This window comes from Rhizobium sp. P38BS-XIX, assembly GCF_012641435.1.
Classification (GTDB): Bacteria; Pseudomonadota; Alphaproteobacteria; order Rhizobiales; family Rhizobiaceae; genus Rhizobium.
Genome location: NZ_JABAIJ010000008.1, coordinates 199,749 through 212,881 on the forward strand (window position 1 = coordinate 199,749; position 13,133 = coordinate 212,881).

Consider the following 13,133-nt stretch of genomic DNA (forward strand, 5'->3'; position numbering starts at 1 on the left):
AGATCATCCTGCACTGATAAGCGTGGGCGCTGTGATGCGCGGAAACGTCTTGCCGGGGACGGCATCGATCAGCTCGCGCGTGTAAGGGCTCTTGGGATTGGAAAAGACGTCTTCAACGCGACCCGTCTCGACCAGCCGTCCGCCGTTCAGCACGGAAACGGTATCCGCGATCTGCCGCACGACCGCGAGGTCGTGAGAGACGAAGAGGTAGGTCAGCCCGAGTTCGCGCTGCAATTCGCCGAGAAGGTCGAGAATCTGCGCCTGCACCGTCACATCAAGCGCCGAAACCGCCTCGTCCAACAGCAGGATCTGCGGATCGAGCACAAGAGCGCGCGCGATCGCGACACGCTGGCGCTGCCCTCCCGAAAGGGCATTCGGCCGGCGGTGCAATATGTCTGCCGGCAGCCTGACCTTGTCGAGCGTGGTGACCACCTTTGCCAAGCGTTCGCGCCGGGACAGACGTGCGAAGTTCAAAAGCGGCTCTTCGACGATTCTCGCGATCGTCAGGCGAGGATCGAGCGAGCCATAGGGATTCTGGTAGACGAGCTGGATCTTCTTGCGGAAGAGCCGCAGCGTTTCGCCACGCAACGCGGATAGATCGGACCCGTCGACCAGAACCTTTCCGGAAGTGGGGCGCTGAAAGGCGGAAACGATCCGTATGGTCGTCGTCTTGCCCGAGCCGGATTCTCCGACGATGGCATGCGTGCTGCCGCGACGAACACGAAACGAGACATCGTCCACGGCGCGGAAACTGCCATCGCTGCCGGTCCCGAAATCCTGCACGAGACCATCGACCACGATGATGTCGTCTGCCGATATGGCAGGTGCAGTTGAGCGCTGTGATTTCGGCCGCGCGTTTAACGACGGCGCATCGGCGAGCAGGCGTCGCGTATAGTTGCTTTGCGGAATTCGCAATATATCGGCCGTGCGCCCCTGCTCCTGGATGCGGCCGTGCTGCAGGACGATGAGCCTGTCGGATCGATCGGCGGCAACCCCCAAATCATGGGTGACCAGAAGAACGGCCGTGCCATACTCGCGCCTGAGATCGTCGATCAGATCGAGAATGTGTCTTTGCACGGTAACGTCGAGCGCGCTGGTGGGCTCATCGGCGATAATCAGCGAGGGCTTCAACGCGATGGCAATTGCGATCAAGACGCGCTGACGCATGCCGCCAGACAGCTCATGCGGATATTGCCTGGCGCGCAGTTGAGGTTGGCTGAGCCCTACGCGTTCCAGCAGCTCCACGGCCTGAGCGCGGGCCGCCGCTCCAGATGCCTTGCCGTGAACCGTCAGGATTTCCGCGACCTGTTCGCCGATCGTCCTTACCGGATTGAGCGAATTGCCCGGATCCTGCGGGACGAGGCTCATGACGGAACCGCGGATGCCATCCAGCCGCTTCTGCGGCCAGCCGGCGATATTCAGCCCATTCAACAGGATGCTTCCCTGCTGGAGAAACCCGCCTTCGGGCAGGAGGCCGATCAGCGCCTGTGCCGTCGAGCTTTTCCCCGAACCGGATTCGCCGACCAGCGCAACGACCTCACCGGCTCGCACCTTGAAATCGATATCGTGGACGACGGTCCGCAGACCCGTTCTGTCGTGATAGGCAACTCTGAGGCCTGTCACATCGAGGATGGGGGCACCCTTGTCCGTGATTGTTCCAACGATTGGCGCCGTCATTTGCCGATGCTCCCGATTGTCCGGCTGATGCGATTGATGGATACGACGACCAGGACAACGACGAGTCCGGGGGCGGTCGTCAGCCACCAGGCAGTCGCGATGTAGTTGCGCCCTTCGGCAATCAGCAGTCCCCATTCGGGCGTGGGCGGCGGTGCGCCGTAGCCGAGAAAGCCGAGTGTCGCCAATTGAAGGATCGCCCATCCGGCTTGCAGCGCCGCAAAGGCGATCACCGAGGTCAGCGAATTGGGCAGAATATGGCGCCAGAGCACCTTGAAGAACGTACCGCCGCTCCCGAACGCGGCCTCGACATATTCGCTCCGCCGTACCGTGACGACTTCGGAGCGGACCAATCGGGCGAATTTGGCAATCAGCGTACAGCCGACGGCGATTGCGGCATTCAACGTGCCGAAGCCGAGCAGGACGATGATGCTAAGCGACAGGAGAAGATCCGGGATCGAGAGCATGACATCGACCAGCCTCATGATGACCGTCTCGATCCTGCCGCCGAACGATCCGGCAAGCACGCCAAGCGTCGTACCGGCCACAAAAGCGATGGCGACGGCAGCGAGGGCGCCGGACAGCGAGTGGACCGCACCGTAGACGATACGGGCATAAAGATCCCGGCCGAGCGAATCCGTTCCCAGAAGGTGCGCGGCGCTCGGCGGCCGCAGGTGCTGCCCCGGCAGGCCTTGAATCGGATCATAGACGGTGAAGACACCGGGCACGAGAGCCCATAGAACAACCACTGCGAGAATGAGGCATGCAAGAAGCAGCTCGGGCTGGATACGGGGCAGTCGCCTGCCGGCATCCTGCGCATCCCTTGTTTCCCGGTCGGACACGTCAAGGCCGGTCTGATGTTGCGCGGTATCGAGCGTCGCCATCATGCAGCTCCCAGCTTGGATTTCAGGCGTGGATCGAGCACGGGATAGAGAAGATCGACCACCAGATTGATGACCACGAACGCGGTAGCGGCGATGACGACAATCGCCTGCAGAACGGCGACATCCTGGCTATCGACTGACTGTTTCGTGAGGCCGCCGATGCCATTGAGACCAAATACGGTTTCCGTGATCACGGCGCTGGCGATCAACTCCCCGAACAGCAATCCCGCAACGGTCAAGACCGGCAGCAGTGTGTTCTTGGCGACATGTCGCCAGAGGACGTTGCCATGTGAAAGCCCCTTGGCTCGCGCGACCGGCACAAAGGGCCTCGTCAGAACCTCATCTATGTTTTTCAACAGAATCTGCGCAAGCGGAGCCGAAATCGGCACTGCGACGGTGAGAACCGGGAGCAGAAGACCTTCCCAGGGACCCGGGTTGATCACCGGCACAAGCCGAAGCCGGAAGGAGAAAATCTGGATAAACATGATGCCGAGCCAGAATGTAGGCACCGATATGAAGAGCGAGGGAATGGACTGGATCAGGCCGCGCAGCCAGGAAAAGCCGGAGAGATTGCAGGCGATTGCAATCAGTCCAGCAAGCAGCGCCGCGCCTGTGAAGCCCAATCCGGCAAGCAGCAGGGACGGCGGCAGGTTGGTGGCGAGCAGCGAACTCACCGGAACGCCTGCCTGCAGAGAGTAACCAAAATCACCCGTCAGGAAATTCCAGAGGGCATGGACATACTGGTGCAGGAAAGACCCGTCGGCGCCGTAGGCCGCCCGGATATCGGCAAGCTGCTCGGGGCTCAGCCCATAATCCGGGTTCTGGAATTTGATCAGCACCGCGTCGCCCGGGAGCGACTGCAGCAATATGAACGATACGGTAAAGGCTGCCCATAAAACGAACAAAGCCTGCCCGAACCTCGATAATATATATCTTGCCATGCCAATACCGTGTCTTTGGGTCAGGAGGCCCGGCACCGCGCCGGGCCAGCCATATCGTCAGTGTTCAGCAAGCCATGTGCTATAGAAGGACGGACGGCCCACCGCTTCGAAGGCAACGCCCTTCACGTAAGGAGCGCCTGCAAAGACCTGCGGCTCCTCGAAGAACGGGATGACATAGGCTTGATCGAGCAGATATTCCTGCGCAGCCTTGGCCGCAGCCAATCGCTTGGTGCCATCTGTCTCGGAGGCAACGGCTTCCAGGATGCCGTTCAGCTTGTCATCCGAGAAGGACGCTTTGGGATTGAGGCCACCCTTCTGCAAAAGAGCGTCCCGATTCTTGGCGTAGAACTGGCTCTTGATGACGTCGGGATCGGCGCGGCCGACTTCGGCGACCACCAGCGGCGTCTTTGCCGGGTCGACATTATCGGTCACGAGGTTTCCCGAAGTGCCGGCAAGAACCTGAAGCTTGACGCCGAGCTTTGCCCATTGCTGCGCGACAAGCTGCAAGACGGCCTTGTTTTGCGGCTGCGGCAAGGATTCGTAGACGGCGAGCGAAAGCGGCTTGCCATCTTTCTGGCGAACGCCATCCGTACCCTTCTTCCAGCCTGCCTCATCCAGAAGTTTTTCGGCAAGAGCCGGGTCGTAAGTCAGCTTCGACGACAGATCTGTGTAGCCGGCGGCCGCCGAGGAGATGATAGACTTTGCCTGCGGATAATTGGCCGAAAATAGCGTATCGACGATTTCCTTGTTGTTCGTCGCATGCAGAAGCGCTTGACGAACCTTGATATCGGCAACAAGCGGGTTATCCGGCCGGAAGGCGACGCTGTCGTTCACACCGCGCGTCGGCGCTGCATATATCGAAAAGCTTTGATCTGTGACCTGCTTCTCGTCATAGGCCTGTAGCTGGCGGATGAAATCCGCCTGTCCGGAGAGCAGAGCGCCGATGCGGACGCTGTCCTCGCCCGTGATGATGTATTTGATGCCGTCCAGATAGGCGCGGCCCTCATGCTCCAGCTTGCTCGGACCCCAATTGTAGTCCGCCCGCGCTTTCAACGAGAGCTGCTTGCCGAGCGTTTCGCTCTCAACGACAAAAGGACCCGAACCGATGATCTTCGTCGCATCGCCGAGCTGATCAAAGGATAGCGCCAGCGTTTTCAGCGAGACCAGGCCAGAGCCGATAACGGAGGTTCCCTGCAGAAAGCCGGGCGATGGCTTTTTGAAATAGAATTTGACGGTGGAGGGATCGACGACTTCGCTGTGATCGTAGTTATTGATCACTTCGGAAACCGGCTGCTTCAGATCCTTGTTGCCAAGACCGAACGTATCGTAATTTTTCGCAACCGCATTGGCATCGAGCGGTGTGCCGTCCGAGAAGGTCACGCCCTTGCGGATCTTGAACGTATACTCCGTCGCCTCAGCGTTGATCGTCCAGGATTCGGCAATCCATGGCTCGATCTCGAGCGTCTTCGGGTTCTGGTAGGTGAGCTTGTCGGTGATCTGGTTGAGCACGCCGCCGTTCGGATAGAAGCCGCCGGCCGGGGGATAAAGGTTCGTGTGCGCCTGCTGTTCGAGATAGATCAGCGTGCCGCCTTTGACCGGCTGGTCATCCGCAAATGCCAGCGGAGCCGCCGCTAGCCATAGGGTGAGTAAACTCGCCGCTTTAAGTTTGGCTTTGATGCCCATTGTGTATGCCCCTGTAGGAAAACGCACATCAACCTACGGCAAACAACTATATATCTATAGAATTTATATTCTAATTTCTTTGACGCTTGAGAAACGAACGCTTTGCGGTTTCAACCTTGCGGCGTTGAGGCTGGTGCCTCGTTCCAATAGCATTCTGCGAGAAGAGAAAACTGCCTCCTGCAGCACATTGGCTTAGCGTCAATCACGCAAATCGTGATGCATCTGATGACGCCGATGTCAGCCGCCATAAATCTCCGCCGCTGCCGACCATATCTTCTTTGCCTGCGCGCTGGCTTTCGGAGAGCAATAGAGAGAAAACGTATAGGAAAGAGCCGGATTTGAGCGGACCAGGCGTAACCGTCCCGAGTCGATATCCGCATCCACGAGGCTCTTTGGCAAGACACCCCTCCCCTCGCCCGATAGGCAATAGCTTCTGATATCGGCGGCCATATCGTGCTCCAGTTCTTCCGTCACTGGCAACGCGAACCGGCATTTATGCCAGATCTGGCCGATGTAGGTCCGGCTATTCGACACATGAAGCGGAGCGACTGCTCGCTCGTCCATGGCCGGAGGCGAGACGACGACGAGGTTTTCCGTGGCGATCTCGACCGATCGCAGAACGGAAAACTCCTGCGCCTGCGGCACCTTGGGATGGCACGTCACCAGCGCCAGATCGCATTCCGATTTTGCGAGCATCGTTGCGACCGTGTCGTGGTTTGCAAGCCGCGCGACGAAGCTCGCCTGGACAAGGTGCTTTGAAAGCTTGTGTTTGAACGCGGGAAAGACACTGACCGTGGCGCTATGGGGCATGGCGATGATCGCGGCTCCCTCAGCCGCACTCCATGGCCTGCGTCGCGAGCGAAATGCGTCCAGTTCGGCAACGACGCCGCGTGCCACGGGGACGAAATCTCGCCCGGCCTGGCTCAGGGAAACCGGCCGGCTTCTGCGATCGATGAGGTCGCAGCCAAGCCACAATTCGAGCTGGCGCAGGCGTTTACTGAGGTTCGATTGCGTCGTTCCTCGATCCTCGGCGGATTGCGTAAAACTTAGAGTCTCCGCGAAACTCAGAAAATCGTTCACAATATCAATATTCATAACGTCGCTCGGACCTATCTCGATGCACAAGTCTCGCTCGCGTCTGGGGGCGAGAGAATCGGAGCCTTCGCGTGCCAAGATGGCTTTTTTGGCTAAAGTCGAATTTGGACTTTCGTGGGCGCAAAATGGAATAGAAAGCCGGCGCGCTTGCATGAACGGTCGCTTTGTATTTTACCTCGCTCCGCCGAATGAATGCAGAACAACGAGCATATCTATCCGGCAAGACCGAATGAATAAGTATGTGAGGATGAGGGAAATATTTCGAATAATCCCTATTCCCCCGTAATTTCACGAGAGAAACAATGGAAATCAGCGTCACGCGCCGATCTGTATTGACGGCTGCGCTATCTGGTGTTGCGATAAGCTTTGCATCGCGCGCTTTTAGTCAAGAGCAGAAGATCGATATCGTCCCCAAGCTCAAATCGCTCGAGGCGAGGAGCGGCGGAAAATTGGGCGTTGCCGTCCTCGACACGGCAACAGGTAACACCGTCGGGAACCGACTGGACGAGCATTTCGCTCTCTGCAGCACCTTCAAAGCATTGGTGATCGCCCAGGTTCTCGCCCGCGTGGATCAAGGGCAAGAGCGTCTCGATCGGCGCATCCATTTCACCGAGCGGGATCTCGTTCTTCCCTATAAGGCGACGAAACCGAATGTTGGCGCGGTCGGCATGACGATCGAAGAGCTTTGCAAGGCAGCCGCAACCTATAGCGACAGTACCGCTGCCAATCTCCTGCTGGCGAGCTGCGGCGGCCCTGCCGCGCTGACGGCCTATCTACGCTCGATAGGTGACACGATAACGCGTATCGACAAAATAGAGCCTGAACTCAACATCGTTAGATCGGGTGAAGTTCACGACACAACCTCACCCCGCGCCATGGCTGAAACCATGAAACGAATTGTTCTCGGCGATGCATTATCCGACCCTTCGCGCCAGAAAATCACGCAGTGGCTAGAGGGTGGCAAAGATGCCGCGACTCAGCGACTGCGGGTGGGCCTTCCGGCGGGATGGCGCATCGCAAACAAGCCGGGGACCTGGGAAAGAATATCCACGAACGACGTTGGCGTCATCTGGCCATCCCATCGGCCGCCGGTGATCGTCGCTGCTTATCTGGGATACGCACCTGAAACAGTAAAGTCTCAGGAGGCTGTTCTTGCCGATGTTGCCCGGATCGTTGCTGCAGCGCTGTGAGACTCGACAGCGTCGGTAAAACAGACACTGGAACCCGATAGAGCGCAGCGGCAGATCTCAGATGTTTCCTGCTTCTGCCATGCGCCATGAGATCAACAGCTCAGTCTGTGCCTGGGCCGCCGGTTCGGGGATATAGAATGAATGTCAATCGAGACCACGCTTTCCGGGTGCCTAATAGGCTTTGGAGGCAATGCGGCCGGATGGTATGTCCAGCAGCTTCAGGCTCCGCTGCAGCCGTTGGATAAAGCTCGCCCTTCCGCTCAGAATGAAGCCGGAAGTCTCGGCCGCAATGTCGGGAATGACCGCTTCGATCCGTTCGAGATGGGCGTCTTGCGCCTGCCGTTGAAACAGGGATACGTTTTCGATCGCCAGCTTGCCGATGACGTGGCCGCAATCCTTGGTGTCACCCACCTCAAGATAGGCATGGCATGATCGCGTTGGATTTTCCCGAAGCAACGCCCGGGTCAGGCCGATCGAGGTTTCGTCGCCGAAGATAGCCACGGAACCGGTCATTGATCGCGCATCCAGTGACGTGCGCGGGCCGAATATGTCGCACATATCCCCCGGCATCGCGTCTAAAGCCCAATCGCTTCCCGGCCCATCGCCATGCATGTAGCACAAAATCCGCGTGCGGCCTGCGGCGGCGTCCCATTCGATCGGCGTGTAGGTTCTCGTGACGAATGGCGCAGCCATGGCGAGCTGCACTTTCTGGCCGGGTATCCAAGTGACATTCCGAAGCGCTGCGCCCTCGAACGTCAGGAGACGGAAACGGCCGGCAATATCCTCGCACGCCGATACGACGGCGCGTCGCATCAGCAGACGGCGCATCATATCGCTCAGCCGCCCCATGGGTTTGTCCTGCTGCATTATCGGACCCTCACCGTAAATTCGTTTCCGCGACCTTCATCGATAGCAAGCGGTTGAGACACATAGCCATTGTCGGGATTGCGGACATAGTCGAGATAATCCGTGTCGAAGGCGTTTTCGCCGAGAATGACCGAGCCGGGCACCAGAAAGGGCTCGAGCAGCTTCAAGACAGGCAGATAAAGCGAAAAGGCTCCGTCGATCAGCAACACATCGATATCGCCACCGACATCCGCGAGCGTCTCGAGAGCATCTCCTTCACGGATGTCCACGAGGTCGGAGAAACCCGCGACCTCGATATTGGCGCGTGCGCGCCCTGCCTTCGATGGCTGAAGTTCGGAGCCGATCAGCTGTCCGCCGCCATTGTCGCGCAGGGCGGCTGCGAGATAAATCGTCGAAATGCCCATCGACGTGCCGAACTCGACGATCCGCCTTGCATTTCGCGCGCGGGCAATCGTGTAGAGGAAGTGGCCATAGCTCGGCGAAACCGCGAGAAATCGTTCAGCCTGGTCACGATAAACCTTGGCATAATCGGCCTTTTCATCGGCAAGCAGTTTCGCGATCACGGTGTCGAGCGTTTCGCCGGAAGCGTCCAGCTCGCTCATGACATCCGCCATGAGGTCCCGATCGGTAGCGTCCGCCGCCTGATGCAGCGTTTCCAAAGTGCGGCTGACGCGCACATTCTCAAGTGAATTCACGGCATATCCTCTTTGATGATTGGGCCTTACGGCCGCCGATCGATTTGATATGCGCATCGGGCCTTGGCGTCATTGCGAAGAATTGCCATACTATTATTCAAATTCGCCAACGCGTTTGTCTCGGGGAAAGAGCTTGCCGATCCTGAATGAGGCGTCCGATCCTGCCGATTGGATCGAGCCGGACGATGTGCCCAGGCCCGTTGTTTGCTACGGCATCATCCCCGGCGCCTTCGGCGACATCGAGCTGGATTTCCATCATCATGCCAGGGGCCAGATCCTGCTCGTTCAAAGCGGCGCGCTCACGTGTGACGTGGCGGGCGGCCTCTGGATCGTGCCGCCGCGCAGCGCGTTTTGGATTCCCGGCGGCACAATGCATGCCATCAAGGCGACCGGCCTGGTCGAAGGATACGGCGCCTTTGTCGCGCGCGAATTGGGCGCTCGCCTACCCCCGGCCTGTTGCGCCGTCTCCGTGACGCCGTTGCTTCGGGAACTTCTCTTCCGCGCTGCAAACCTGCCGCTGCTATACGAGGAAGGCGGCGCCAATTCGCGGCTCATGGACGTGCTTCTCGATGAACTCGTCGCAGCAAAGGTCGAACAATTGCATCTGCCCATGCCGATGGACCTGCGTCTGCGCAAGATGATCGATCTCATGGTGGCCGAGCCATCCGATCGAAGCACCGCCGATATATGGGCCAAACGCGCCGGTTTGAGCGAACGCAGCCTATTGCGGCTGATGACCCGCGAGACGGGAATGAGTTTCGGGCGATGGCGCCAGCAACTGAGCGTCATGTTGGCGGTCAGGTGGCTGGCCAGCGGGAATTCGATGCAGCAAGTCGCGATCGATCTGGGCTATGAGAGTGTTCCGAGCTTCGTCACCATGTTTCGCAAGGTCCTTGGCGCGCCACCCGGCCGCTATATGGCGGAGCGCTATGGAAACTCGGAGCTTCATGTGAGCGGAAGAGCCTGGGCCTGAAACATCAGCGCACGCAAAAAGGCAGCGGCACGGCCGCAAATTGATGCTTTTCACGCTTGCTGTGCTTGCCGTATCCGTTGACCGATGAGTTGCAGACGCAAGGACACGGTCATGGCAAAGCCCTTCTATTGGAATGAACTCAACACCTATGACTTCGTCGGTCTTTCGCCCGATACGACGATCGCAATCCTGCCGATCGCCTCGACCGAACAGCATGGCCCGCACCTGCCGATCGCAACCGATGTCGCGATCGCGCAAGGCATGCTCGCGGAGTTGAGGGCCCAGCGTCCTGACGATCTCGATTTTCTCGTGCTGCCGATGCAGGAGATCGGCAAAGCCAACGAACACGTCCACGGCCCCGGAACGCTGTCGCTGGGTGCGGAACTGCTGATCCCTATGTGGACGGCCATCGGCGCGAAGGTCGCCGAAGCCGGCATTCGCAAGATGGTCATCGTCAATTCCCACGGCGGCAATCTCGATATCATGGGCATCGTGGCGCGTGAGCTGCGCGTGCGTTATCAGATGGCGGTGGTCGCCACGCAATGGACCCGCTTCGGCACACCAGACGGCATGATCAGCGAACACGAGCAGCGCTATGGCATCCACGGCGGCGACGTCGAGACCTCGCTCATGCTGCATTTCCGGCCGGAACTCGTGCGCATGGATAAAGCGCAGAATTTCGCGTCAAAGGCGGAATGGATGAAGGAGCACTCCAAGTATCTGCAGCCTTTACCACCGCATTCGCTCGCCTGGATCGCCCACGATCTTAATCCTAACGGTGTCGTCGGCGATGCAGCCAATGGCACGGCGGAAAAGGGCGCGCTCATCTGCCGTCACGAGGTCGCGGGTTTCATCGAAATGTTGCGCGATCTCAGAGATTATGCCTTGTCCAACCTCTATTCGAAATAGGCGGCAGAACGGCTGCGTTCGGAAGGCATGAGGATATGCCCTTTCCCCTGCAGCTCCTCCACCATGCCTGCCAGCTCCGCGAGCAGATATTCCACGAAAAGGCTTGTGGCAGCGTCCAGCGGTGCCCGCGTGCGGGCAAACAGCTTCATCGACTGAGATCGTGAATGCGGCTCCGCGATCGGGCGGAAGACAAGCTCGCCGCGCCGGCATTCCGTAATGACATCGAGCGGATTGAGCAGCGTCAGGCCCGCCCCGCATTTGACCAGCTGCTTCAACATTTCCGACGCATTGCTCTCCAGCACCGGCTCAACCTGAACCGGCAGCCGCGCAAGCGTGAGGTTGATGACGTCTCGAAGGCTTGTGCCGGGTTGTGCAAGCAGCAGCCGTTCCTCAACGACATCGGCCAGGTTGATAGGCCCCGTCCCGATCAGGGAGTGGCCGGGCGGCAGTACCACGCCGATCGGTATGTCGAAATTGCCCAGTGAACGGATGCCCGGCGTTGCGGGAATATTGAAGCCGAGCCCGATGTCGACTTCTCCAGACAATACAGGGGCCACCGTCGTCGAGCCGGCGTCATTGCGCAACTGGATGAAAACTCGTGGATGTTCCGAAAGAAATCGCGCAAGGATTTCGGGCAAGGGACCGGCCGTCAGGCCGACCGTTGCAACCATCCGGACCTTGCCTGCCTGCTGCATCTTCAGACTGCGAATGCGACCTTCCAGCCTCTCGTAGTTCTTGAGCACTTCGCGAATGTGCTCGATGCAGAGCTCTCCCGCCGCCGTCAGCCGCAGGCCTCGCGGCAGCCGCTCGAAAAGCGGCGCGCCCATTTCCTCCTCCAACGCCAGAATCTGCCGATTGATCGCCGATGACGCTACATTGAGCCTGGCCGCCGCCTTGCGGATCGAGCCGCAGCGAGCAATCTCGTTGATGTATTGAAGTCGTCTGGAGTGCAACATAGCGGTTCCCATTGCTTAATTTTTATCCAGGCCGCACAATTTAGGCACAGAGCCCGGAACAGATGCCAAAAAGGCATCAATGCGCACGAATTTTGATGCTTTTCAAAGCGCAACGCAATCGCTCAAATGGAGAAAATGGGCGGCAACAACGACGTCCCATGGCAGATAAGGGGAACAGTCAGCCATGTATAAATCATTGACGAGAAAAGTGTTTTTTGCTGCTGCCGGTCTGGCCGCTGCGATCATGGCGGCCGGGCCTGCCAGCGCGCTCGACAAGGTGACCTATGGAACGAACTGGCTCGCCCAGGCGGAACATGGCGGCTTCTATCAGGCAGTCGCCGACGGAACCTATAAAAAATACGGCCTCGACGTCACCATCGTACAGGGCGGCCCCAATGCCGCCAACCAGGCGCTCCTGGTGTCTGGCAAGCTGGATTTCTACATGGGCAGCCCGCAGCAGGAGATCGATGCGGTCAAGCAGGGAATCCCGATCGTCGATATCGCGGCCATCTTCCAGAAGGATCCGCAGGTACTGATCGCCCACCCGGATGCCGGTGTGGAGAAATTCGAGGATCTCGCAAAGCTGCCGACGCTGTTTCTGAGCAAGGATGGCTACGTCACCTATTTCGAATGGATGAAGGCAAACTTCCCCGGCTTCAAGGACGAGCAGTTCAAGCCCTATAATTTCAGCCCGGCACCTTTCCTTGCGGACAAGCAGTCTGCGCAGCAGGGATACGTCACCTCCGAACCTTATGAGATCGAGAAGCAGGCCGGCTGGAAGCCGAAGGTCTTCCTGATCGCCGATGCGGGCTACTCGCCCTATTCGACGATGATCACCACGCAGAAGGCACTCGTCGATAAAAACCCCGATCTGGTGCAGCGTTTCGTCAACGCTTCGCTCGATGGCTGGTACAACTATCTCTATGGCGACAACAAAGCGGCCAACGATCTGATCAAGAAGGACAATCCCGACATAACGGATGGCCAGATCGCCTATTCCATCTCCCAGATGAAGGAACATGGAATCGTCGAATCCGGCGACGCTCTCGACAAGGGCATCGGCTGCATCACCGAAGCTCACTACAAGAAGTTCTTCGACGAAATGGTGCAGATCAAGGTTTTCGACGCTGACGTCGACTATAAGAAGGCCTTCGACACGCAGTTTGTCTGCAAGGGCGTCGGCATGTCGCTCAAGAAGTAAGGCACTCGGCCTCCCGCCCCTGCGGTAGGGAGAGCCGGCAAAGCGCAGGTTGAGACACGATGTCG

At 58.8% G+C, this 13,133-nt stretch carries 12 protein-coding genes; 4 read left to right on the plus strand and 8 right to left on the minus strand.

Features of this window, described 5'->3' with window-relative positions:
* Positions 1-3: 3 nt before the first annotated feature.
* The 5 genes from HGP17_RS24425 to HGP17_RS24445 form a co-directional block, all read right to left on the minus strand.
* Positions 4-1,677 (minus strand): ABC transporter ATP-binding protein, encoded by a 1,674-nt coding sequence (locus tag HGP17_RS24425; protein ID WP_168813043.1) that lies wholly within the window; start codon positions 1,675-1,677, stop codon positions 4-6.
* Positions 1,674-2,558, minus strand: a complete 885-nt coding sequence (locus HGP17_RS24430) for an ABC transporter permease (protein WP_168813044.1) — start codon at positions 2,556-2,558, stop codon at positions 1,674-1,676. Before HGP17_RS24430 ends, HGP17_RS24425 begins: the two co-directional genes overlap by 4 nt.
* Positions 2,558-3,499, minus strand: coding sequence for an ABC transporter permease (locus HGP17_RS24435; RefSeq protein WP_168813045.1), 942 nt, complete (start codon positions 3,497-3,499; stop codon positions 2,558-2,560). The genes HGP17_RS24430 and HGP17_RS24435 overlap by 1 nt, the downstream gene beginning before the upstream one ends.
* 57 nt (positions 3,500-3,556) lie before the next feature.
* Positions 3,557-5,182: a TIGR04028 family ABC transporter substrate-binding protein gene (locus HGP17_RS24440; RefSeq protein ID WP_205926110.1), complete on the minus strand. Its 1,626-nt coding sequence runs from the start codon at positions 5,180-5,182 to the stop codon at positions 3,557-3,559.
* 237 nt (positions 5,183-5,419) lie between these two features.
* The gene (locus tag HGP17_RS24445; protein ID WP_168813046.1) at positions 5,420-6,277 is read right to left on the minus strand and encodes a LysR family transcriptional regulator; all 858 of its coding nucleotides are present in this window, start codon (positions 6,275-6,277) and stop codon (positions 5,420-5,422) included.
* Between the two features lie 302 nt (positions 6,278-6,579).
* Here HGP17_RS24445 and bla point away from each other — a divergent pair, with 302 nt between their 5' ends.
* Positions 6,580-7,467, plus strand: coding sequence for a class A beta-lactamase (gene bla / locus HGP17_RS24450; protein WP_168813047.1), 888 nt, complete (start codon positions 6,580-6,582; stop codon positions 7,465-7,467).
* Positions 7,468-7,638: 171 nt separating this feature from the next.
* Here bla and HGP17_RS24455 read toward each other — a convergent pair whose 3' ends face one another.
* Together HGP17_RS24455 and HGP17_RS24460 are read right to left on the minus strand one after the other, a co-directional pair.
* Complete coding sequence (locus tag HGP17_RS24455) at positions 7,639-8,334, minus strand: siderophore-interacting protein (protein WP_168813048.1); 696 nt, start codon at positions 8,332-8,334, stop codon at positions 7,639-7,641.
* Positions 8,334-9,029, minus strand: coding sequence for a class I SAM-dependent methyltransferase (locus tag HGP17_RS24460; protein ID WP_168813049.1), 696 nt, complete (start codon positions 9,027-9,029; stop codon positions 8,334-8,336). Before HGP17_RS24460 ends, HGP17_RS24455 begins: the two co-directional genes overlap by 1 nt.
* Before the next feature lie 133 nt (positions 9,030-9,162).
* Between HGP17_RS24460 and HGP17_RS24465 the strand changes: the two genes are divergently transcribed.
* Positions 9,163-10,002 carry a helix-turn-helix transcriptional regulator gene (locus HGP17_RS24465; protein WP_168813050.1) on the plus strand — a complete coding sequence of 280 codons (840 nt, stop codon included), beginning with the start codon at positions 9,163-9,165 and terminating at the stop codon, positions 10,000-10,002.
* A 111-nt stretch (positions 10,003-10,113) separates the two neighbouring features.
* On the plus strand, positions 10,114-10,911 hold the full coding sequence (locus HGP17_RS24470; protein ID WP_168813051.1) for a creatininase family protein: 798 nt from the start codon (positions 10,114-10,116) through the stop codon (positions 10,909-10,911).
* On the opposite strand, the gene HGP17_RS24475 is transcribed toward HGP17_RS24470, so the two are convergent.
* Positions 10,899-11,867 (minus strand): LysR substrate-binding domain-containing protein, encoded by a 969-nt coding sequence (locus HGP17_RS24475; RefSeq protein WP_168813052.1) that lies wholly within the window; start codon positions 11,865-11,867, stop codon positions 10,899-10,901. The two genes, HGP17_RS24470 and HGP17_RS24475, sit on opposite strands and share 13 nt — an antisense overlap.
* A 184-nt stretch (positions 11,868-12,051) precedes the next feature.
* On the opposite strand from HGP17_RS24475, the gene HGP17_RS24480 reads away from it, so the two are divergent.
* Positions 12,052-13,068 (plus strand): ABC transporter substrate-binding protein, encoded by a 1,017-nt coding sequence (locus HGP17_RS24480; protein WP_168813053.1) that lies wholly within the window; start codon positions 12,052-12,054, stop codon positions 13,066-13,068.
* Positions 13,069-13,133 lie beyond the last annotated feature (65 nt).

Bases quoted from the DNA above. Each gene is read 5' to 3' on its own strand.
- HGP17_RS24470 (WP_168813051.1), top strand. From the start codon at position 10,114: ATGGCAAAGCCCTTCTATTGGAATGAACTCAACACCTATGACTTCGTC.
- HGP17_RS24440 (WP_205926110.1), bottom strand. From the start codon at position 5,182: ATGGGCATCAAAGCCAAACTTAAAGCGGCGAGTTTACTCACCCTATGG.
- HGP17_RS24435 (WP_168813045.1), bottom strand. From the start codon at position 3,499: ATGGCAAGATATATATTATCGAGGTTCGGGCAGGCTTTGTTCGTTTTA.
- HGP17_RS24455 (WP_168813048.1), bottom strand. From the start codon at position 8,334: ATGCAGCAGGACAAACCCATGGGGCGGCTGAGCGATATGATGCGCCGT.
- HGP17_RS24480 (WP_168813053.1), top strand. From the start codon at position 12,052: ATGTATAAATCATTGACGAGAAAAGTGTTTTTTGCTGCTGCCGGTCTG.
- bla (WP_168813047.1), top strand. From the start codon at position 6,580: ATGGAAATCAGCGTCACGCGCCGATCTGTATTGACGGCTGCGCTATCT.
- HGP17_RS24445 (WP_168813046.1), bottom strand. From the start codon at position 6,277: ATGAATATTGATATTGTGAACGATTTTCTGAGTTTCGCGGAGACTCTA.
- HGP17_RS24425 (WP_168813043.1), bottom strand. From the start codon at position 1,677: ATGACGGCGCCAATCGTTGGAACAATCACGGACAAGGGTGCCCCCATC.
- HGP17_RS24475 (WP_168813052.1), bottom strand. From the start codon at position 11,867: ATGTTGCACTCCAGACGACTTCAATACATCAACGAGATTGCTCGCTGC.
- HGP17_RS24430 (WP_168813044.1), bottom strand. From the start codon at position 2,558: ATGGCGACGCTCGATACCGCGCAACATCAGACCGGCCTTGACGTGTCC.